Annotated in this window: 18 protein-coding genes and 1 tRNA gene; 13 read left to right on the top strand and 6 right to left on the bottom strand. The window is 62.6% G+C overall.

What is annotated here, in order from left to right:
- The first annotated feature begins 66 nt into the window (after positions 1 to 66).
- From AB4Y71_RS11120 to AB4Y71_RS11100, 5 genes are all read left to right on the top strand, one after another.
- Positions 67 to 142 (top strand) — tRNA-Ala (locus AB4Y71_RS11120).
- 106 nt (positions 143 to 248) lie between these two features.
- Positions 249 to 1,979, top strand: coding sequence for an HNH endonuclease signature motif containing protein (locus AB4Y71_RS11115; protein ID WP_441720442.1), 1,731 nt, complete (start codon positions 249 to 251; stop codon positions 1,977 to 1,979).
- An 82-nt stretch (positions 1,980 to 2,061) separates the two neighbouring features.
- Positions 2,062 to 3,153 carry a magnesium and cobalt transport protein CorA gene (locus tag AB4Y71_RS11110; protein WP_441720440.1) on the top strand — a complete coding sequence of 364 codons (1,092 nt, stop codon included), beginning with the start codon at positions 2,062 to 2,064 and terminating at the stop codon, positions 3,151 to 3,153.
- A gap of 23 nt (positions 3,154 to 3,176) precedes the next feature.
- Positions 3,177 to 3,788, top strand: a complete 612-nt coding sequence (locus tag AB4Y71_RS11105; protein WP_441720438.1) for a GyrI-like domain-containing protein — start codon at positions 3,177 to 3,179, stop codon at positions 3,786 to 3,788.
- 17 nt (positions 3,789 to 3,805) lie between these two features.
- Positions 3,806 to 4,480, top strand: a complete 675-nt coding sequence (locus tag AB4Y71_RS11100; protein WP_441720436.1) for a DNA alkylation repair protein — start codon at positions 3,806 to 3,808, stop codon at positions 4,478 to 4,480.
- A 36-nt stretch (positions 4,481 to 4,516) separates the two neighbouring features.
- On the opposite strand, the gene AB4Y71_RS11095 is transcribed toward AB4Y71_RS11100, so the two are convergent.
- The 3 genes from AB4Y71_RS11095 to AB4Y71_RS11085 form a co-directional block, all read right to left on the bottom strand.
- The gene (locus AB4Y71_RS11095; RefSeq protein ID WP_441720434.1) at positions 4,517 to 5,893 is read right to left on the bottom strand and encodes an amino acid permease; all 1,377 of its coding nucleotides are present in this window, start codon (positions 5,891 to 5,893) and stop codon (positions 4,517 to 4,519) included.
- Positions 5,890 to 6,948, bottom strand: a complete 1,059-nt coding sequence (hisC, locus tag AB4Y71_RS11090; protein ID WP_441720432.1) for a histidinol-phosphate transaminase — start codon at positions 6,946 to 6,948, stop codon at positions 5,890 to 5,892. Before hisC ends, AB4Y71_RS11095 begins: the two co-directional genes overlap by 4 nt.
- A gap of 205 nt (positions 6,949 to 7,153) precedes the next feature.
- Positions 7,154 to 7,666 (bottom strand): Lrp/AsnC family transcriptional regulator, encoded by a 513-nt coding sequence (locus AB4Y71_RS11085; RefSeq protein WP_441688077.1) that lies wholly within the window; start codon positions 7,664 to 7,666, stop codon positions 7,154 to 7,156.
- A gap of 145 nt (positions 7,667 to 7,811) precedes the next feature.
- Between AB4Y71_RS11085 and AB4Y71_RS11080 the strand changes: the two genes are divergently transcribed.
- The 4 genes from AB4Y71_RS11080 (at position 7,812) to AB4Y71_RS11065 (ending at position 11,240) form a co-directional block, all read left to right on the top strand.
- On the top strand, positions 7,812 to 8,669 hold the full coding sequence (locus tag AB4Y71_RS11080) for an SDR family NAD(P)-dependent oxidoreductase (protein ID WP_441720430.1): 858 nt from the start codon (positions 7,812 to 7,814) through the stop codon (positions 8,667 to 8,669).
- Positions 8,670 to 8,732: 63 nt separating this feature from the next.
- Positions 8,733 to 9,608 carry a VOC family protein gene (locus tag AB4Y71_RS11075; protein WP_441720428.1) on the top strand — a complete coding sequence of 292 codons (876 nt, stop codon included), beginning with the start codon at positions 8,733 to 8,735 and terminating at the stop codon, positions 9,606 to 9,608.
- 10 nt (positions 9,609 to 9,618) lie between these two features.
- Complete coding sequence (locus AB4Y71_RS11070; protein WP_441720426.1) at positions 9,619 to 10,608, top strand: epimerase; 990 nt, start codon at positions 9,619 to 9,621, stop codon at positions 10,606 to 10,608.
- A 5-nt stretch (positions 10,609 to 10,613) separates the two neighbouring features.
- Positions 10,614 to 11,240 carry a pentapeptide repeat-containing protein gene (locus tag AB4Y71_RS11065; protein ID WP_441720425.1) on the top strand — a complete coding sequence of 209 codons (627 nt, stop codon included), beginning with the start codon at positions 10,614 to 10,616 and terminating at the stop codon, positions 11,238 to 11,240.
- Here the strand turns inward: AB4Y71_RS11065 and AB4Y71_RS11060 are convergent.
- Positions 11,224 to 12,144, bottom strand: coding sequence for a LysR family transcriptional regulator (locus tag AB4Y71_RS11060; protein WP_441720424.1), 921 nt, complete (start codon positions 12,142 to 12,144; stop codon positions 11,224 to 11,226). The two genes, AB4Y71_RS11065 and AB4Y71_RS11060, sit on opposite strands and share 17 nt — an antisense overlap.
- A gap of 78 nt (positions 12,145 to 12,222) precedes the next feature.
- Here AB4Y71_RS11060 and AB4Y71_RS11055 point away from each other — a divergent pair, with 78 nt between their 5' ends.
- Both AB4Y71_RS11055 and AB4Y71_RS11050 read left to right on the top strand, forming a co-directional pair.
- Positions 12,223 to 13,947 carry an FAD-dependent oxidoreductase gene (locus AB4Y71_RS11055; RefSeq protein WP_441720422.1) on the top strand — a complete coding sequence of 575 codons (1,725 nt, stop codon included), beginning with the start codon at positions 12,223 to 12,225 and terminating at the stop codon, positions 13,945 to 13,947.
- Positions 13,948 to 14,046: 99 nt separating this feature from the next.
- Positions 14,047 to 14,667: an AmiS/UreI family transporter gene (locus tag AB4Y71_RS11050; RefSeq protein WP_441720420.1), complete on the top strand. Its 621-nt coding sequence runs from the start codon at positions 14,047 to 14,049 to the stop codon at positions 14,665 to 14,667.
- Here AB4Y71_RS11050 and AB4Y71_RS11045 read toward each other — a convergent pair.
- Positions 14,664 to 16,346 carry an ABC-F family ATP-binding cassette domain-containing protein gene (locus tag AB4Y71_RS11045; protein ID WP_441720418.1) on the bottom strand — a complete coding sequence of 561 codons (1,683 nt, stop codon included), beginning with the start codon at positions 16,344 to 16,346 and terminating at the stop codon, positions 14,664 to 14,666. The two genes, AB4Y71_RS11050 and AB4Y71_RS11045, sit on opposite strands and share 4 nt — an antisense overlap.
- Positions 16,347 to 16,376: 30 nt before the next feature.
- Here AB4Y71_RS11045 and AB4Y71_RS11040 point away from each other — a divergent pair, with 30 nt between their 5' ends.
- Together AB4Y71_RS11040 and AB4Y71_RS11035 are read left to right on the top strand one after the other, a co-directional pair.
- Positions 16,377 to 16,751, top strand: a complete 375-nt coding sequence (locus tag AB4Y71_RS11040; protein WP_441720416.1) for a hypothetical protein — start codon at positions 16,377 to 16,379, stop codon at positions 16,749 to 16,751.
- A 93-nt stretch (positions 16,752 to 16,844) separates the two neighbouring features.
- Complete coding sequence (locus AB4Y71_RS11035) at positions 16,845 to 19,361, top strand: esterase-like activity of phytase family protein (RefSeq protein ID WP_441720414.1); 2,517 nt, start codon at positions 16,845 to 16,847, stop codon at positions 19,359 to 19,361.
- A gap of 64 nt (positions 19,362 to 19,425) precedes the next feature.
- On the opposite strand, the gene AB4Y71_RS11030 is transcribed toward AB4Y71_RS11035, so the two are convergent.
- Complete coding sequence (locus AB4Y71_RS11030; protein ID WP_013349137.1) at positions 19,426 to 19,773, bottom strand: hypothetical protein; 348 nt, start codon at positions 19,771 to 19,773, stop codon at positions 19,426 to 19,428.
- Positions 19,774 to 19,865 lie beyond the last annotated feature (92 nt).

Below are 19,865 nucleotides of genomic sequence, written 5' to 3'. Positions count from 1 at the left end.
ATTTGCATCCTGATCAGGTAGTCATCTATGATTATGGAGTTGCCTGATCAGGGCGGCAATCCTTTTGGGGGTATGGCGCAGTTGGTAGCGCGTCTGCATGGCATGCAGAAGGTCAGGGGTTCGAATCCCCTTACCTCCACCAAATTAAATCCTAAGATTTCGGTTCGCCGGAATCTTGGGATTTTTTGTTTTCCACAGCTCGGCGACACCCACGGCCACGACCGGCTCCATCGGTACATCCTGTACCCATGACCACCGACACAGCGTACGCCCCGTTGCAGCTCGCTAAAGCACGCGAGCTCATTGACGCTGCCAACGCTGTGCTCGGCGCCGCTGCTCTTCCACCCGGCCATGCCGCCGGCTACGCCAAGTACACCGAAGAAATCGACCAGAGCCTGTCCCGTGCCAAAATCCGGGCAGCACATGCGCTGCGTCGTACCGGTGCCCACAAGCTTGATCAAGCTTCATTCCAGCACCTTGGCAAAGCATTCGAACAGCCAACACTGCAGAGCATGCAAGATGCTGCCGGACGTACCATTACCGGCCGCACTCATTTCAGGAACACGCGCAGCATGATGCACGACTGGCTCGACATCCCGCGTGGCACCGCCAGTGACCGGCTGATCCTTGCTGACTGCCTACTAGGCGGAGTCGACGACTCCGGGCAACCCACGGCTCCGTGGCTTCCTGAACTGGCGGCAGAATACAATGATCCGACGATAGACCCCCGGCTAGTCATGGCAGCAAGCACGAAACTCCATTCGGCCCGCAAGGACCTGGGTGAAGGTGCCGCGGCAAATGCCAAAAAGGCGAAACTTGAACGAGAATCCGTGGCCTTCATGCACGCTGAGCCGAAGAGCGCCCGCAAGCACATCAGCGCCATGGTCGCTGAAGTGAAGGCTGGACAACGTCCGCTCAAGGCTCTGCTTGAGAGCATCGGCATTTTCAAAAAGGGCCTACGCCAAGGGCTGATCGAGTACGTGCTGCGTGTGCTTCCGTCCCAAGCAGCCTATATTGAAGCGTTCTTCGCTTCGATCGATAACCCGGCCACAGTGGCAGGCAATCGCGAGGGACTCAAAGATGCCGAAGCACAGTTCACGGGGGAACAGGTCAACGAGTGGGATGATGAGGCGTCCATGCCCGACTGGGCCCAGCCTGAGGCAGGACACGAAGAGTCAGCTGACGATAGCCAGCACCCGGATACTAGCGATGCCGAAGCCACTCAGTCCTCTAGCCAAGAAACCACGGCGGAAGACAGCTCCGAAGCCGAAACCGGCGAGCAGCCGGAGCACCGCACCGCATCAGCTTCCTGGGAGGATCTGAAGCCCGAACGCAGGCGGCTGGTTGGGCTGATGACGCTGCTGATGAGCGATCGCACCGGTAGTCGGCCACATCGAAAGTTGGCACTGGCCACCCCGCAGGTGAGCATCATCTTGAACTACGAGAAAATGCTCGCCCAGGCTAAGGATTTTGCGGTTACTTCCTCAGGAATTCAACTTTCACCAGGCGAAGCAAGAGCCGCACTATGCAATTCCGGAATCTATCCGGTGGTGCTCAACGGCAAGAGCCTGCCTCTCGATCTAGGGCGGACCCAACGCCTGTATTCCAGGGCCCAGCGTCGTGCAATTCGGGCAGCCTACCGAGGCTGTTCCTACCCTGGGTGCAGCATGCCCGCAGAACGGTGCGAAATTGATCATCTGGATGCCTGGGAAAAGGGCGGACGAACAGATATCAAATCTGCAGGACTCAGTTGCCTGATACATCATACTGGCCGGCATTGCGGGCTATTCCATGCAGTAAAGATTCCAGGAAGCAGGCCGATGGTGCTGCTTTCACCGGAATTGGATCCCGAACAGAAGCTGCGGATCAATACCTATTTCATGACCCCGGCAGAGGCACTGGAAGCCCAAGCGCTAGCCGATGAAACCACTGCGAAGTGGCGTGCCGGGCAGCTAGAGGTCGAAATAGTCGATCCCTAGGCTCCCGACTGGCAAGAATCAGCGACGAAATTCTCCCCGGACTTGCGATACTTGAATGAACGAGGATCATTCAGGAGCAAAAATGTCACGTGTTCAACGCCGGGCCGCGGATGCCCGACCATTCTTCGGTACCCAGAATTCGTCTCATACGTCAATGACCGTCCGCTATATTGACGATGGCACCGTAGCGACTGCTCCGGAAGGAACCAGCGCCGCCGATGCGCTGGCGTTTGGCCAGTCCGGCGATCAGCGCATTGCCTTGTCCCTCTATCCGACGCCGGATGAAGCTGACATTCGAGAACTCACCGAAGCGTGGCAACTGCACCCGGTACTCGTCGAAGACCTCGTCCATGCGCGCCAGCGGCCAAAACTCGAACGCTACGGTGAAGTCATGCTCCTGGTAGTCCGTTCGGCCCTGTACCTGGATGAAACAGAAGAAGTCGAGCTGTCCGAGTTCCACATTCTGATGCGCAAGGGTGCTGTAGCGGTGCTCTGCCAGGACCACCGATGGATCGACGGTACTGACGGTGAGGGGTTTGTCCAGTCCATCAGGAGCGGCAATCTTCGCAAGGACCAGGTGCTGCTTAAAGACCCTGAATTGCTCCGTCTGGGGGCAGAGTCCGTGCTGTACCGGATCTTGGACGAGATTGTCGATGGATATGCCCCGGTGCTCCACGGATTGGGAATCGACAAGGAGCAAATCGAACGCCAAGTCTTTAGCGGCGATGCCGCAGTTACCGAACGCATCTACCGCTTGAGCCAAGAAGTTATCGACATGCAGCACGCGACCGCATCCTTGCTAGAGGTTGTGCAGTCGCTTGATGACGGATTCAAAAAATATCCGGTGCCCGACGAGCTGGAAACCTATCTGCAAGATGTCACCGACCACCTCACCCGAGCTCATACCCAGGCCGTAGAATACCGCGATGCGCTCTCGCAGATCTTGAGCGTGAACTCCACCCTCGTCGCCCAACGCCAAAACGAAGATATGAAGAAGATATCCGGTTGGGCTGCGATCCTTTTTGCCCCGACACTGATCGCGGCGATCTACGGGATGAACTTTAAGAACATGCCTGAACTGGACTGGTCCTTCGGGTATCCCGTTGCTGTCCTTGTAATGTTCGGCTTTGCCGCTGCGTTGTATGGTGTATTCAAATGGCGTAAGTGGTTCTAAGCCGAAGAACTTCAGGTGGGACATTGACCGAGAAAATCGACTTCAAGAAGACGCTGGATGGCTACCATGCAAAGGCAGGGCAATTCCGCGTCCTGCAGCTTCCGGTGATGCAGTTCTTGATGCTTGACGGTGCTGGGGATCCGAACACCAGCGACTCGTACCAACACGCCTTGCAAACCCTGTATCCGGTGGCCTACAAGCTCAAATTCGCGAGTAAGTCCCACGGACGCGACTACGTCGTCCCGCCTTTAGAAGGCTTATGGTGGGCCGAAGACATGGCCGTCTTTACCGAACGGCGGGACAAGAATAAATGGTGCTGGACCATGATGCTGATGGTTCCTGCCTGGATCGGCGAAGATGACTATATGAAGTCTCTCGAAGCGGCCCATACCCAAAAGCCACTACCTTGTGCAGAGAAGCTCCGGTTCGAAACCCTCGCCGAAGGTCAATGCGTGCAGACATTGCACATCGGACCCTACGACGCAGAGGCTGAAACGTTGTCCGCGATGCATGACGAGGTCATCCCCGGCCATGGGTTTCGCATGACCGGAAAACATCATGAAATCTACTTCGGCGATCCGCGCAGGACTGCGCCGGAAAAGCTTCGTACGATTCTGCGCCAACCCGTAGAATAATTGTGATTAGGGGAGAAATGGAACTGACACCACAAAGCAGCGTTCGAGACGTGCAGTTAGCACTAGAAGAACTTGAGGACCCCAAGCATCGTACGATCAATGAGAAACACGGTGATGATTTTGGGGTGAACCTGAGCAAGCTCCGTGCCTTGGCCAAAGCGCTGAAGAGCAACCAGGAGCTTGCAGATGCCCTCTGGGCCACCTCTGACACCGGCTGCCGGCTGGTGGCACTGCTCATTGCCAAACCACGCACCTTCAGCGTGGAAAAGCTGCAAGCTTGGAGCAAGGACGCAACAACTCCCAAAGTCCAAGCCTGGTTCCTGAACTACATCGTGAAAAAGACCAAGCTGCTTGAAGAGCTGCGTCTGGTGCTCTTGGAACAAGGAGATCCTGTGCAGCTGGCGGCTGGTTGGGAGCTAACTGCCCACCAGGTGGTGAAAGCACCCGAACTGCTGGACCTGGAGCAGCTGCTGGACACGATCGAAGCCCAGATGCTCACGGCCCCAGATCGCTTGCAGTGGGCCATGAATACGACGCTAGCGCAGATCGGCATCGAAAACGAGGCGTTGCGCCCACGAGCCCTGGCCATCGGAGAATCCTTGCAGGTGCTTGCGGATTACCCGACCTCAGCCGGGTGCGTTTCTCCGTTCGCACCCATCTGGATCACCGAGATGGTAAAAAGAAAAGCCTAGGTCCAGCGAATGCTGAACCTAGGCTTGGGCAATTGATTAGGAATCGACTGCTTCGGAATTATCATCACGCAGCACAAGCTTGGAGACTACCCAGATCAAGGCGGTCAACCCGCCGGTGAGCAGGAGCTGGGTGCGTGCTGCTGGATCGGTCATCGCAATGGCAACGATTGCTGCCAAGACTACGATGGTTGCGATTGACAGCCCTGGGAAGCCCCACAGGCGCAGCGGCAGGTGCTCGCCATTGCGGTCCGCGCGGCGACGCAGAATCAGCTGGGTTACTGCGATGAACGACCAGATCACGATGATGGTCGAGCCCACCACGTTCAGCAGGATCGGCATTACCGCATCAGGCCAGATCCAGTTCAGGCCCACGGCCAGGAACGAGAAAGCCACCGAGCTGATGACGGACTTGGAAGGCACGCCCTTGCCGGTCACATGAGTGACGGCGCTCGGGGCAAGCTTGCGCTGACCCAGCGAGTAGAGCATGCGCGAAGAACCGTAGATGTTCGCATTCATCGCAGAGAGCAATGCAACTACGACTACGGCGTTCATCAAGAAGCCCACACCCGGCAGGTGGATGACGTTCAACGCAGCGGCAAACGGACCGTCAACTACTGCTGGGTCATTCCACGGCACCAGGGCCACGATCACCAGGATCGAGCCGAGGTAGAAGAACAGGATGCGTAACATCACGGACTTGACCACGCGCTTGATATTGCCAGCCGGGTCTTTGGACTCAGCGGCGGCGATCGAGACCACTTCGGTACCGCCGAAGGAGAAGATGACGATCAGCACGGCGGCAGCAATGCCGGCCATGCCGCCGGGAGCGAATCCGCCATGCGCGGCCAGGTTGGCGAACCCGATCGCTTCCGGAGTCGGAATCACGTGGGTCAGCACCAAGACGCCGAAGGCCAGGAAGGCCAAGATGGCGGCCACCTTGATCACCGCGAACCAGTATTCGAAGCGTCCGTAGTTGCGCACGCCGAGCAGGTTCGCTCCGGTGAGGATCACCACGAAGCTGAGCACCCAGGCCCACTGCGGGAAGGACGGGATCCAGCCGGCGGTAATCGCCGCTGCACCGGTAGCTTCGGCGGCGATCACCACGACCAGCTGGATCCAGTACAGCCAGCCAAGGGTGGAACCGGCACTGCGGCCCATTGCCTTGCCGGCGAAGGTGGAGAATGCGCCGGAGGATGGGTTGGCCGCGACCATTTCGGCGAGCATCGCCATGATCACGATGATCACGGTGCCGGCGATCAGGTAGGAGACCAGCACTGCCGGGCCGGCGATGGAGATCGCCTGGCCGGAACCGACGAACAGGCCTGCGCCGATCGCCCCGCCCAGTCCCATCATGGAGATCTGGCGCGGAGTCAGCCCGGTGTGCAGCTGCTCGGGAGCTTTAACTGCGCTCACGCGGTGGCCTCCTTTACCGGCAGGGCGGCGAGCACACGGTCAACATCTTCTGCGGTGCCCGAGGAGATGCGCAGGCCCTCGCCTGGGAAGGCGCGCACCACTACACCGCCTGCAGAGAGTTTGGCTTCCAGCAGCTCGGTGGCTTCACCGGCATCGACCCAGACGAAGTTCGCTTGGGACTTCACTACCGGGTACCCGGCAGCGGCCAGTCCCTCGTACATGCGTTCGCGCTGGGTAACGACTTCCTCGATGCGTACCGAGAGTTCTTCGATGGCGGCCAGCGAGGCTACCGCGGCGCGCTGGGCCAGGTCCGAGACGCCGAATGGCACCGCTACCTTGCGCAGGTTGGCGGCTACTTCCAGCGGGCTGATGGCGTAGCCGACGCGCAGTCCGGCCAGGCCATAGGCCTTGGAGAAGGTGTGCAGCACGGCCACGTGCGGGTACTTGCGGAACAGAGCCACACCATCGGCGCGCTCCGAACGGTCAAAGTGCACATAGGCTTCGTCGACGACGACCAGCACGTTGCGCGGCACGGCGTTGATGAACTCATCCAGCCCTTCTGCCTGCACCACGGTACCGGTCGGGTTGTTCGGGTTGCAGATGAAGATCAGCCGGGTCTTCTTGGTGATTGCGGCAAGCATTGCGGGCAGATCGTGGCAGTGCTCGGCGTTCAGCGGTACTTCTACCGGGGTTGCTCCGGCGATGCGCACCAGCGAAGGATAGGCCTCGAAGGAGCGCCATGCGTACATGACCTCGTCGCCTTCGGCGGCCAGTGCATGGATGAGCTGGGCAGCGACCTCGACCGAACCGGCACCCAAGGTGATGTGCTCGGCCGGGATGTCGAACTGCTGGCTCAACGCGCCGGTTAATTCCGGTGCTGCGATGCTCGGGTACCGGTGGATGGTGGCCAGGCCCTCCTGGATGCTGGCCAGTACCGAGGGCAACGGGGTGTGCGGGGATTCATTGGATGAGAGCTTGGAAGCTCCAGCGGCTGCGGGCTTGCCCTGCTTGTAAGCGGGGACCTCCTGCAACGAAGGACGCTGGTGAAGGGTCATGAGTTTCCTCTCCGGCTGCCATAACTGATCGAGGGTGGCAGTTGATTGTTTGACCAAGCCGTCAAGAGCAGCGGTGGCCTTGCTTACATCCTCGCGTGTCGCGATTCACAAGCATCGACTGTAGGTTGGTTAGTTCTTCCGGCGCAATCGCAGCACCCGTCTCTATGCAGGTTGTATAGCGATTGCCGCCAACTAGCCCATTTTACTAGTCATTGTGCGCAGTCTTTTCCATATCGCGTTCTTCTCTAGCGCAGGCTGCCACTAGCGGCAGGGTTCTTCCTTGGAAGTGCTCATGCAGTGCGAAGGATGATGAGGTCCGGGCCACACCGGGTACCTTGTTGATGCGGTTGAAGATGGCCTGCAGGTCTTCCGGGGTCCGGGCGACCACGCGCAGCTGCAAATCCGAACTGCCGGTCACGGTGTACATGTCCACGATCTCCGGGATGGTTTGTTCCAATGCGTTGGCTACCGGGTCGTGCCCGTAGCGCTGGATGATCTCCACCTGGCAGAAGGCCACCAGCGAGTAGCCGAACCCGGCCGGCTTGATTCGCGGGATGATGCCCTGGATGACGCCGGCTTCATGCAGGCGGGCCAGGCGCGCGCTGACGGTGCCACGGGCCACGCCCAGCCGTCGGGCACACTCCATAACCGGGAGCATCGGCGAATCGGTAAGTAGTTCGATCAAATCCGCGTCGAGCCGGTCAATGCGCACGGTCATCCCTTCAGTTCATGGGTAAAGCTGTCCTGTTCCTAGGCTAGCCCGGTTCCTTGGAAGGCCCCTGCGAAAATGTTCCAAGTGTTAGCTGTGCCACGGGATAAGCTGGAGGGCACCAAGGCGATGGCACGTGATGAGGGAGTTCGGCATGGCAGTGGAAAAGATGGAATCGGTTGCTGGTCTGCATGTTTTAATCACCGGAGCAGCACAGGGGATGGGCTTGCTCTTCGCCAAGCAGGCTTGCCGAGAGGGTGCGGCCCGCGTGGTGATCTGGGATATCGACGAAGCGAAGCTTGCGGCCGCTGCCGAAGAACTGCGCCAGCTGGGCGGAAACGTCCAAGCCCACCGCGTGGATCTGGCCCAGCAGCAGCAGATCGAAGAACAGGCTGCCCAGGTGATCGAGTCCGGGGGAGTCGACGTGCTGGTGAACAACGCAGGAGTGGTCACCGGATCTTCCTTCGCCGAGCACCGCAGCGCACAGATTACCGCCACCATGGCGGTCAACGCACTTGCACCGATGTATCTGACCCATGCCTTGCTGCCACAGCTGGGCCGCAGCGGAAGGGGTCGGGTGCTGACCATGGCCTCGGCCGCCGCTCTGGTATCGAATCCGAATATGAGCGTGTATGCCGCCTCCAAGGCCGCGGCCATGTCGTGGAGCGACTCGCTGCGCCTGGAGCTGGAAGCCAATCCGAATATCGGCATCAGCACCATCTGCCCGACCTACATCAACACCGGCATGTTCGCCGGGGCCAAGTCAATGCTGCTCATCCCGATGATGCAGCCTGAAGTCGTGGTCGATCGCGCTTGGCGGGCGATGCTGGCCGGTACCCCGCTGGTGCTCATGCCGTGGACCAGCAAGCTTGGCCAATTCCTGCGTGGGGCGCTGCCGCGGCCGGCCTGGGACTTCGTCGCGGACAAGGTCATCGGCGTCTACCATTCGATGGACGAGTTCACCGGGCGGACAGGGGAAACAACCGGTGAAGAGCGGCTGGAAGTTCGCTGACGCACCTGTTGGCCGCGAAGCCGCGGCGGTAGCATATGAGCATCATCCCGCCAAGGAGGACTCATGCAAAAGCTCACCGTCAACCTATGGATGCAGGGCAACGCCGAGGAGGCCGGGCAGTTCTATGCCGGCGCCCTGCCGCAGGCCCGCACCGAAATTGAATCACGTTATCCCACCGAAGGACTGTTGGACTTCCAGCAGCCTTTCGCCGGCAAGGCGCTGACCGTCTCGCTGTGGGTGCGCGAAACCAAAATCACCATGATCAACGCCGGCGGTGAATTCAGTCCGAATCCCTCGATCTCGATCATCTTGTGCTTCAACGCCGATGACCGGGCCTCGCTGGAGAGCACCTGGACGGCCCTGATGGAAGGCGGCAGCGCGCTGATGCCGCTGGATTCCTACCCGTTCAGCGCCCGCTATGGCTGGGTTACCGACAAGTACGGGGTTTCCTGGCAGCTGATGGAATCCGATGAGCCGGTGGCTGTGGCCGAATCGGTGATCCCTTCGCTGATGTTCGGCGGAGAAGCGCAGAACCGTGCCGCCGAAGCCATCGAATTCTACGGGCAGGTCCTGGGCGCGCAGCTCGATAGCGCCTTCCCCTATGGCCAGGCCACCGAGTCCGCCACTGCTGAAGCACTGATGTTCGCGCAATTCACCCTCGGCGATGATTGTGTGGCGGCCATGGACTCGGCCGTGCCGCAGGACTTCAGTTTCACCACCGGAGTCTCCTTGGAATGGCCCTGTGCCGACCAGGCGGAGATCGACCGCATCTGGCAGGCCCTGTCTGCCGTGCCCGAAGCCGAAGCCTGTGGCTGGCTAACCGATAAATTCGGGGTGAGTTGGCAAATCGTGCCAGAGAACATGGGCGAGCTGATGGAACGTCCAGATGCTTTCGAGCATATGCTGAGCATGAAGAAACTGGTGATCGACGAATTTTAGCGGGGGATCCATGGCGAGCGAACGCCGGGCAGTGGTTGCAGGGGCCAACGGATTTATCGGCAGGCTGCTGGTTGCGCGGTTGCGCGAAGCCGGATACCAGGTGGCCACCATCGGCCGAACCTCGCAGGCCGATGCCAGCTGGGATGAGGACCTGGGTCCGCTGGTTGATGGTGCGGCGCTGCTGGTGAATCTCGCCGGGAAGAATGTCGGCTGCCGCTATCACGAGGCGGCCCGCAACGAAATCCTGTCCTCGCGGGTGGAAACGACCCGGGTGCTGCATCAAGCGGTGTCCCGGGCGGCCAACCCGCCGCAGCTGTGGCTGAACGCGTCCACCGCGACCATCTACCGGCACAGCATGGATGCGCCGAACACCGAGGAAGATGGGCGGATCGGCGAAGGCTTCTCGGTGGATGTGGCACGCAGCTGGGAGCGCGAATTCTTCAACGGCGATCTTCCTACGCGCCGGGTCGCCCTGCGCATGGCGATCGTGCTGGGCGATGGCCCTGCCACCACCAAATTGCTCAACGTCGCACGCTGGGGCCTGGGCGGGGCGCAACACGACAGCTGGTGGCCGGCCCACCGCCGCTACCGCGGCATCGGCACGAACCCGAGCGGACCGGAGCGCAGCACCTGGTACCGCAGCGGCGGCAACCAGCTTTTCAGCTGGATCCATGTCGAGGATGTGCTCGGAGCGATCTGGCACATTATCGAGCACCCGCAAATTTCCGGACCGGTGAATCTGGCCGCACCGAATCCGGTGGCCAACCGCGCCCTCATGGCATCGCTTCGCCGCGTGGCCGGCGCCAAATTCGGGCTGCCTTCCTACCGGTGGATGCTGGAACCAGCCATGTTCGTGCTCCGCGTGGAACCGGAAATGTTGCTCAAATCCCGCTGGGCGCTGCCAGCGGTGCTGGAACGCACCGGCTACACCTTCCGCTACCCGGATCTGGATCCGGCCCTGGACGACGTGGCCGCCACCCTTTCACCAACCCGACGCTAGGAACCATGAAACCCAAAATCCGCCGCTTCACCCTGTCCGATCTGGCCACTGGCTACCCGGGCGACTTTGGCGATGACTACATCGAGTTGCTGCACTTCAAGGATTTCGCCGAACCGCTGGCGGCCGATGGCGCGCGGCTGGAAGAATGCAGGTTCAGCTCCGTGCAGATCCAGTCGTTGCGCAATGCCCGGCTGATCCAGTGCGAACTGGAACAATCAGGGGCGCCGGCCTTGGCCGGCGCCGGGGCGTTCCTCAACGACGTGAGGGTGGAACACAGCCGCTTCGGGTCAGCCGACTTCGCTGAGGCCGAATTGGATGGCGTGGTGTTCGAGAACTGCAAATTCGGCTGGTTGAACCTTGCCGGCGCGATAGTGCGCGACGTGGTTTTCCGCAACTGCCAGTTCGAGGAGATCGACTTGGGCGGCAGGATCCAGCGGGTGGCCTTTGAGGATTCGCGTACCGGCCTGCTGACCTGCACCGGGGCGCAACTGCGCGAAGTGAACGTCGAAGGGCTGGATTTTGCGCAAGTGCAGGGCATTGAATTCCTGCGTGGAGCGCAGATCAGCGCCCTGCAGCTGGGGGTACTGGCCGAAGAGATGGCCGGATATCTGGGGATCAAGCTAGCGAACTGATTTGCCCGTTCCCGGAGGCCAGCTGCCCGGCAGTGTCTGCCAGCAGCCCCGCCATGGCAGTCGCGGCGCGGGTCAGTGAGACATCGCGCCGATGCGCCAGTCCGATAGTGCGGGTCAGTGGTTCGGGCAAGGCAATGGAGCACACTCCCGGTGCATCCAGGGCCACCGTCGCCGGAACCACGGCAACGCCGAGCCCGCGTTGCACGAAGCGCAGCACCGCATCCATTTCCCCGCCTTCCACGACGATATTCGGGGCCAGGCCGGCGTTCTTGTAGGCAAGGGCGGTGCTGGCGCGCAGATCGTAGCTGTGCGAGAAGGCCAGCTGCGGCACCGAGGCCAGGGCGCGCAGATCCAGCTCCGAGCCAGCCAGGTGCGGGTGCTCCAGCGAATCGATGACCACCAATTCCTCTTCGAGCAGGGGCAGGTTCTCCAGGTGCTTGTCGTTCACCGCGTGCTCCGAGGTCACGATGAGCGCCAGGTCCAGCTCGCCGCCGCTGAGTTGTTCGAGCAGCCTGTGCGAGCCTGCTTCGATAATCTGCAGCTGCACCCCGGGGTAGCGGGCGCGGAAGATGGTTAGCGCTTCGGCGACCAGCGACACGCAGAGGGTCGGCGGTGCACCCAGGCGAACCCTCCCGCGTCGCAGTCCAGCCAAATCTGCCATTTCGGTGCGGATTGATTCTTCGTCGGCCAGCATCCGCCGGGCTCGGGGCAGCAACGCCTGCCCGGCAGCGGTGAGCGTGATATTTCCGCGCGCCCGGTGGAACAGCTCGGAGCCCAGCTCCTGCTCCAGGGTGGCGATCTGCCGGCTGAGCGATGGCTGGGCAAGATGCAGCTGCTCGGCAGCTCGTGTGAAGTGCCCCACCTCGGCGACGGTGGTGAAGCCGCGCAATTGCTCTAGATTCATGATAGATAGCCTACTGCTATCAACATCATGCTAATAATTCATTGGACGTATTCCAGGCACGGGTCGATGCTGGAAAACATGAGAAATGAACAGCAAATATCCACCTCTGTTCTGGTCATCGGCACCGGCGGTTCCGGCTTGCGCGCGGCGATCGAACTGGCAGAATCGGGAACAGACGTGCTGGCCGTAGGCAAGCGCCCGCGCCACGACGCACACACCTCGCTGGCCGCCGGCGGCATCAACGCAGCACTGGGAACGATGGATGCCGAGGACAGCTGGCAGCAGCATGCCGCTGACACGATCAAGGAAAGCTACTTCCTGGCCGACCCGCGCACTGTCCAGGTGGTCGCCCAAGGTGCTGCCCGCGGCATCGAGGACTTGGAGCGATACGGCATGAACTTCGCCCGCGAAGCCGATGGCCGGATCTCCCAACGTTTCTTCGGCGCCCACAAATTCCGCCGCACAGCTTTCGCCGGGGACTACACCGGGCTGGAAATCCAGCGCACCCTGATCCGCCGGGCGCAGCAACTGCAGGTCCCCATCCTGGACTCGGTCTACATCACGAAGCTGCTGGTGGCCGAGGGGCGGGTCTTCGGCGCCTACGGCTTCGACGTCAACGATGGCACCGGGTACCTGGTCCATGCCGACGCGGTCATCCTGGCCGCCGGCGGCCACACCCGCATCTGGCGGCGCAGCAGCTCGCGGCGCGACGAGAACACCGGCGACGCCTTCCGCCTGGCCGTGGAGGCCGGTGCCCGGCTGCGCGATGTCGAGCTCGTCCAATTCCACCCCTCGGGCATCATCGAACCCGAATCGGTGGCCGGGACCCTGGTCTCCGAGGCGGCCCGCGGCGAAGGCGGGATCCTGACCAACGCCCTGGGCGAACGCTTCATGGAGCGCTACGATCCCCAGCGCATGGAATTGTCCACCCGCGACCGGGTCGCCCTGGCCGCCTACACCGAGATTGCCGCCGGGCGCGGCACCGCCAAGGGCGGGGTTTGGCTGGATGTCTCGCACCTGCCCCGGGCCACCATCATGGAACGGCTGCCCCGGGTCTACCAGACGCTGCTCGAGGAGCAGATGCTGGACATCACCGAGCAGAAGATCGAGATCGCCCCGACGGCGCACTATTCCATGGGCGGGGTGCAGGTGGACCCGCTCACCCACGAAACCGAAGTACCGGGCCTGTACGCGATCGGCGAAGCCTCCTCGGGCCTGCACGGGGCCAACCGGCTGGGCGGCAACTCGCTGATCGAGCTGCTGGTCTTCGGCCGGATCGTCGGGCAGGGAGCTGCCCGGTATTCGCGTGCGCTCACTTCCCAGCCCCGTTCGCAGGCGGCCATCGAGAAGGCCCGCGGGGAAGTGGACCGGCTGCTGGCCGCCGACGGGCAGGAAAATGTCCGGTCCCTGCAGCGGGCGATCCGCGACATCATGACCCAGCACGCCGGAGTCGTGCGCGAGGAGGCGGGGCTGAAGCTGGGGCTGGAGAAGCTGGCAGAGGTCGAAGCGCGGATGGCGCGGGTGGGCATCCACCCGGACATCGCCGGCTACCAGGATCTGTGCCACGCCTTCGACCTGAAATCTTCGGCGCTGGCCGCGCGCGCCACCTTGGAGTCAGCGTTGGAGCGGCGGGAAACCCGCGGCTGCCATAACCGCAGCGACTATCCACACCCCGATCCGCAGCTGCAGGTGAACCTCATTTGGTCGCCCGAGGGCATTACCCGTGAGCCGATCCCCGAGGTGCCTGGAGAAGTGGCCGCGCTGATCTCCGAGGTATCGCAGGCAGGCAAGCTCGTGGAGTAATGAACCGGTGCGAACTTGCCAAGGCCCGGCGGCTGCGCTGAAACTGAGCTCAGTGGGCGACCGGCCAGGCGTGGGTGCCCTTCGCGAGTGGAGGATGGGATGGCCCATGTGGGGCTCGTATTCGTAGGACTGATTCTGAGTGTGAATGCGCTGGTGGGGCTGGGCCGGATTCCGGCCCGTTCGGCGGCGGTGCTCAACCTGATGGTCGGCGCGCTGCAGATCATGTTGCCGACCTTGATACTCAGCCAGGCAGGCAGCGACATCGCACTGGTCAATGCCACCTGGCCCAGCTACCTGTTCGGGATGACCTATCTGCTGGTCGGGTTCAACACCCTATTCGGTTTCGACCCGACCGCGCTGGGCTGGTTCAGCGCGTTCGTAGCCGCGATCGCGCTCTACAAGAGCATGCTGTCCATCGGCCCGGACCCGCTGTTCGCGGTCATCTGGCTGGCCTGGGCGCTGATGTGGCTGGGCCTGTTCCTCTCCGACGGGCTGGGGCTGCGCCGGCTCGGCCCGGTCCAGGTGCCCGTGGCCACCGCATGGTTGATGCTCAGCGCCGGCATCCCGAGCAGCACCATCCCGGCGCTGTTCGCGCAGAACGAGCGGTGGTCCACGTCGCCGGCTGCGGGTTGGACCGCCCTCTGCGTGCTGGCCGCGGCCGCCGGATTCAGCTCCTGGAAAGCCCGCAGCACCTGGCGCTCCATGCAGGAGGCAGCCTAGCGCTTGCGCTGCACCCGGGCCTCGTCCCAGACCGGCTCATCGGATTCGTAGACGGTGCCGTCGGAGCCGAAGACCAGGAAGCGGTCGAAGCCGCGGGCGAACCAGCGGTCGTGGGTCACCGCCAGCACGGTGCCTTCGAAGGCATCGATGGCCCGTTCCAGCGCTTCGCCCGAATGCAGATCCAAGTTATCGGTGGGCTCATCGAGCAGCAGCAAGGTGGCACCGGAGAGCTGCAGCAGCAGGATCTGGAAGCGCGCCTGCTGGCCGCCGGAAAGCGATTCGAACTTCTGCTCGGACTGCGCGGCCAGGCCATAGCCATCCAGCGCACCGGCCGCCGCCTCGCGCGGCATCCCGGAGCGGTGCTCGTCGCCGCGGTGCAGGATTTCGAGCAGGGTGCGGCCAAAGAGGTCTGGCCGGGTATGGGTCTGGGCGAAGTAGCCAGGGCGGATACGCGCACCGAGCTTCACCGTGCCGGCATGTTCCACCGGGGCGATCACCACGTCGGAGACCGGCAGGTGCTCGCGTTCGGGGTCGGTGCCGCCGGAGGCCAGCAGGCGCAGGAAGTGCGACTTGCCCGACCCGTTGGAGCCCAGCACGCCCACCCGGTCGCCGAACCAGATTTCGGCGTTGAAGGGCTTCATCAGCCCGGCCAGTTCCAGCTTCTCGGCGATGACCGCGCGCTTGGCGGTGCGCCCGCCCTTGAGCCGCATCTGCACGTTCTGCTCCAGCGGGATCGCCTGCGGAGGGCCGGCCTGAAGGAACTTTTCCAGCCGGGTGGTCGCCGCGTGGTAGCGGTTGGCCATATCGGAGCGGAACGCGGCCTTGGTCTTGTACATATTGACCAGTTCCTTGAGCTTGGCATGCTCTTCGTCCCAGCGCTTGCGCAGCTCCTCGAAGCGCTCGTTGCGTTCTTGGCGGGCTTGCACATAGGAGCCGAACGCGCCGCCGTGGATCCACGCGGTCGCCCCGCCGTGCCCCGGCTCCAGGGTGACGATGCGGGTGGCGGCATTGTTCAGCAGCTCGCGGTCGTGGCTGATGAACAGCACGGTCTTGGGCGAGAGGCGCATCTTCTCTTCGAGCCAGCGCTTGCCCGGGACATCCAGGTAGTTATCCGGCTCATCCAGCAGCAGCAGTTCGTCATTGCCCTCGAAGAGGGCTTCGAGCACCAGGCGTTTCTGCTCGCCGCCGGAGAGGGTGCGGGCCAGCCGGGCGGAGGCGGCGTCGAATTCGATGCCCAGGGCGGCCATGCAGACCTTGTCCCAGGTGGTTTCCAACTCGTAGCCGCCGGCATCGCCCCATTCGATGATCGCTTCGGCGTAGAGCATGTGGACTTTCTCGTCCTCGCTGGTGGCCATCGCCGCTTCATACTTGGCGACCTTCGCCGCGGCCTGGGCCAGTTGCGGGGCCGCGGTGGACAGCAGCAGGTCCTTCACCGTGGAATCATCGCGCACCTGGCCGACGAACTGGCGCATGATTCCCAGGCTGCCGGTGCGGTTGATCGACCCCTCATCGGCTTTCAGGTCCCCGGAGATGATCTTGAACAGCGTTGTCTTGCCGGTGCCGTTGGGTCCGATCAGCGCGGTCTTGGAACCGGCGGTGACCTTGAAGCTCACCCCGCCCAGCAGCTGGGTACCGTCGGAGAGGAAGTACTGGATGTCTGTCAGGTCAATATGGGCCACCAGATCATCCTATCGGGTAGATTGTCGAACATGCTGATCAGGGTCGAAATCTACGGAGGGCTGCATGCCTGCTGCCACGAGGGATTTTCGGTGGGCGATCAGGTGCGCTGGCAGCTGGCCCAGGTGCGCAATTCACGAGGGGCGATTACCTTCGAGCTCGATGACCATGGCACCTTTGACGGCACCGGGGTGCCGGTGGCCGCAGTGCCCGCACTTGTTGCGCGCATCCAGTATCGGGACCGGGTGCGTGCTGGGCAGGCCGGAAGCTCAGGGCTTGCCGACGAAGTACGCGTGCAGGACACCGTGCATGTGCCGGCGGGCACGGACTTCGACCACGACTGGATCATTGCCACGCTTCAAGTCGATGCCCGAAGCCTGCCGCCGCTGGCCGACTGGGATGGGTAACGTCCGGCCGCCCTAAGCCGTTGCCCGGCGTTAACCTTTTGGCCAGATGATGCTGGAACTGTGGGGGAGTCATCATCCAGCAGGGAGAAGAACGTGCATCGCAAATCCATCAAAGGTGCGGCATTCCTGGCCGCAGCCATTGCCGCGAGCCTGACGCCGGCCGCAGCCATCGCAGATTCGGGAGAATACTTCGAACGGGTGGCCACCTACCCGGTCTACCAGAACCATCCAGACGGCGCGGCCTCCACCACCGCTGCCGAGATTTCCACCGTGTCGGCCGACGGCAACACGCTGATCTACTCCGACGCCCTCTCGCGCAGCATCGGCTTCCTGGACATTTCCGACCCAGCGCAGCCGCAGGGCCTGGGCCTGCTGGGGCTGCACCAGCTGGGCAGCGCCGAGGATGAGCCAACCAGCGTGGCCGCCTACGGGCAGTACGTGTTCGTCGTGGTCAACACCTCGGCCAGCTACAGCGATCCCTCCGGTCGGGTGGACGTAGTGAGCATCGCCGATCGCACGCTGGTGCACAGTTTCGATTTGCCCGGCCAGCCCGATTCCATCGCGATCTCCGCTGACGGCGCCTACGCCGGCATCGCCATTGAAAATGAGCGCGACGAGGACGCTGGGGACGGCGGATTGCCGCATGCCCCGGCCGGATCGATCGCCATCATGGACCTGGACGGCGCGGAGCCTGCAGGCTGGACACTGCGCGAGGTACCGCTGAGCGCCGGAACCCGCACCGCACCTGTTGCACTGCCGATGCTGGAAGATGCAGGGCTGGACACCCCGCAAGACCCCGAACCCGAATACGTGAGCATCAACGCCGCGAACCAGCTGGCGGTCACCTTGCAGGAAAACAACGGCGTGGTGCTGATCGACCTGGCTGAAGGGAAGATCACCAGCGCCTTTGGCACCGGGGCCGTGGATCTGGAAGGGATCCACACCGAAAAAGACGGAGTGCTTGACCCCAGCGGATCGCTGTCGCAGATTCCCCGCGAGCCCGATGCCATCAGCTGGCTGGGCGAAGGCTACCTGGCTACCGCCAATGAAGGGGACTGGAAGGGCGGCAGCCGCGGGTTCAGCATCTTCGATGCGGCCACCGGAAAGGTGGTGTGGGATGCCGGGAACAGCTTCGAGCAGCTCGCGCTGTCCCACGGGTTGTACCCGGAGCATCGCTCCGGCAAGAAGGGTGTCGAGCCAGAAGGGCTGGCCATCGCCGAATTCGACGGCGTGGACTACGGTTTCGTGGCCTCCGAACGCGGCAACTTCGTGGCCGTCTACGATTTGAGCGACCCATCGGACCCGCGCTTCGTTCAGGTGCTGCCGACCACCAACGGCCCGGAAGGCATCTTGCCGATCCCCGAACGCAACCTGCTGGCCATCTCCTCGGAAACCGATGAGGGCGAGGTGCGTTCCACCGTAGCCCTGTACTCCTTCGGCGCCAACGAGGCGCAATTCCCGCAGCTGTCCTCGGACGACGCGGATCCGGTGCCCTTTGGTGCGCTGAGTGGCCTGTCGGCAAACCCCGCTGATGATTCGCGGCTCTTTGCCGTCAGCGACAACGCCTACGCGCCGCGGATCTACACGCTGCGCACCGAGGGCGGCGTGGTGGAATCCTCGATGCCGGTGACCGGAGCCAGCCTCGAACTGGATCTGGAAGGCATTGCCGCACGTGCCGAGGGCGGTTTCTGGGCTGCCCATGAAGGGGAGACCGGCGCAGAGAACCTCCTGGTGCGCATCGACTCCGCCGGTGCAGTGCAAGAAGAAATCGCGCTGCCAGGAGTCGACCAGCTGGGCAAGCACGGCCTGGAAGGTGTCGCCGTGCGCGCAAGCGGAGCGCAGGAAGAAGTAGTCTTCGCCTTGCAGCGTGAACTGCCCGGCGAGGACTTTGTGCGCGTGGGCCGGTATCTGCCGCACACCAGCCAGTTCAACTGGTACGGCTACCAGCTTGAAGCGGCCGAAGATGGTGCATGGAACGGGCTGTCGGAAATTACCGCGCTGCCCGATGGCACCTACGCGGTGATCGAACGCGATAACCTGGCGGGCCCGGAAACCAAGCGCAAGGCGGTATACCAGTTCGCGCTTCCGGCAGGCAGTGAGCGCGAAGTGCCGCTGGTTGGCAAGGAACTGGCCGTCGATGTGCTGCCGGTGCTGCGCGAAACCAACGGGTGGACCCAGGAAAAACTGGAGGGGCTTGCTGTGGCCGGCGGTCGGGTCCACGTGGTGACCGATAACGATGCGGTGGATGAGGCCAGTGGCGAAACCGTGTTCGCGAACCTCGGCGCGGCAGCTGAGCTCTTCGACCTTGCCGCACCAACCCCGGCGCCGGAAGAGGAACCAGAGGATAAGCCGAGTGCAGAACCTGCGCCCAGCGAAAACTCGGAAGCAGAATCCGGCAAGGACGCCGAAAAATCCGGACAGCCGCACGCACCCCGACCCTCGGCGCCGATCGACCCGCAGGCCATCTCGGATATCGACCGGCAGGCGAAGCCAGATAAGGATCTGGCCGAGACCGGTGCCAGAAGCCTGTGGCTGATTCCGGTGGGTGCGGTGATCGCCCTGCTCGGTGCAGCTGCGGCCATCAAGTCCGCGCGAACCCGGATGAAGTAGCCGGCGGGACCCGGAATGCAACAAAGGCGCGGCACCCAGTTGGGTGCCGCGCCTTGCCGGTCAGCTAGTTTTTCTTCTGCGAAATCACGACCGCGGCAACTGCGGCCAGGACCAGCGAGATGAGCAGGAACTTCCCGCTCTTGCAGGACTTCTTGTCCTGGGAGGCCAGGTTCTTCTGCGCGGCCTGCACGGCGCTTTCCACGGAGGCGCGGGCACGCTTGGCGGCCTTGGAGTTTCCTCCCACGTTTTCAATCAGGTTGGCTCCGGCCTTGCTGATCGCATCGGTATTCACACCCGAGACGGCCTCATTCCAGCCGCCACGGATTTCCTTGGGGAGCTCTTCCTTGGCAGTCTTGGCGAGTTTCGCCAGCGACTTTTCAACTTGCTTCAAGCTCTTGGCAGTCTTCGACATGTTGTTCCTCTCTGATGGACCTTGAGTCTGATGGACCTTGAGGTCTCAACCCCCAGCCTAGCCAGAGCGAGGTGGGCGCTCAAGAACCTGCT

The sequence above is a fragment of the Glutamicibacter sp. MCAF14 genome, assembly GCF_052114325.1.
GTDB classification, from domain to species: domain Bacteria; phylum Actinomycetota; class Actinomycetes; order Actinomycetales; family Micrococcaceae; genus Glutamicibacter; species Glutamicibacter arilaitensis.
Note: the sequence above shows the minus strand (reverse complement) of the source record. Positions and strands in the feature narration are given on the sequence as shown.

Excerpts from the sequence above, each read along its gene's own strand:
- AB4Y71_RS11040 (WP_441720416.1), top strand. The coding sequence starts at position 16,377 with ATGCTGATCAGGGTCGAAATCTACGGAGGGCTGCATGCCTGCTGCCAC.
- AB4Y71_RS11070 (WP_441720426.1), top strand. The coding sequence starts at position 9,619 with ATGGCGAGCGAACGCCGGGCAGTGGTTGCAGGGGCCAACGGATTTATC.
- AB4Y71_RS11030 (WP_013349137.1), bottom strand. The coding sequence starts at position 19,773 with ATGTCGAAGACTGCCAAGAGCTTGAAGCAAGTTGAAAAGTCGCTGGCG.
- AB4Y71_RS11085 (WP_441688077.1), bottom strand. The coding sequence starts at position 7,666 with ATGACCGTGCGCATTGACCGGCTCGACGCGGATTTGATCGAACTACTT.
- AB4Y71_RS11050 (WP_441720420.1), top strand. The coding sequence starts at position 14,047 with ATGGCCCATGTGGGGCTCGTATTCGTAGGACTGATTCTGAGTGTGAAT.
- AB4Y71_RS11100 (WP_441720436.1), top strand. The coding sequence starts at position 3,806 with ATGGAACTGACACCACAAAGCAGCGTTCGAGACGTGCAGTTAGCACTA.
- AB4Y71_RS11110 (WP_441720440.1), top strand. The coding sequence starts at position 2,062 with ATGTCACGTGTTCAACGCCGGGCCGCGGATGCCCGACCATTCTTCGGT.
- AB4Y71_RS11080 (WP_441720430.1), top strand. The coding sequence starts at position 7,812 with ATGGCAGTGGAAAAGATGGAATCGGTTGCTGGTCTGCATGTTTTAATC.
- AB4Y71_RS11055 (WP_441720422.1), top strand. The coding sequence starts at position 12,223 with ATGAGAAATGAACAGCAAATATCCACCTCTGTTCTGGTCATCGGCACC.
- AB4Y71_RS11075 (WP_441720428.1), top strand. The coding sequence starts at position 8,733 with ATGCAAAAGCTCACCGTCAACCTATGGATGCAGGGCAACGCCGAGGAG.
- AB4Y71_RS11065 (WP_441720425.1), top strand. The coding sequence starts at position 10,614 with ATGAAACCCAAAATCCGCCGCTTCACCCTGTCCGATCTGGCCACTGGC.
- AB4Y71_RS11060 (WP_441720424.1), bottom strand. The coding sequence starts at position 12,144 with ATGAATCTAGAGCAATTGCGCGGCTTCACCACCGTCGCCGAGGTGGGG.
- hisC (WP_441720432.1), bottom strand. The coding sequence starts at position 6,948 with ATGACCCTTCACCAGCGTCCTTCGTTGCAGGAGGTCCCCGCTTACAAG.
- AB4Y71_RS11115 (WP_441720442.1), top strand. The coding sequence starts at position 249 with ATGACCACCGACACAGCGTACGCCCCGTTGCAGCTCGCTAAAGCACGC.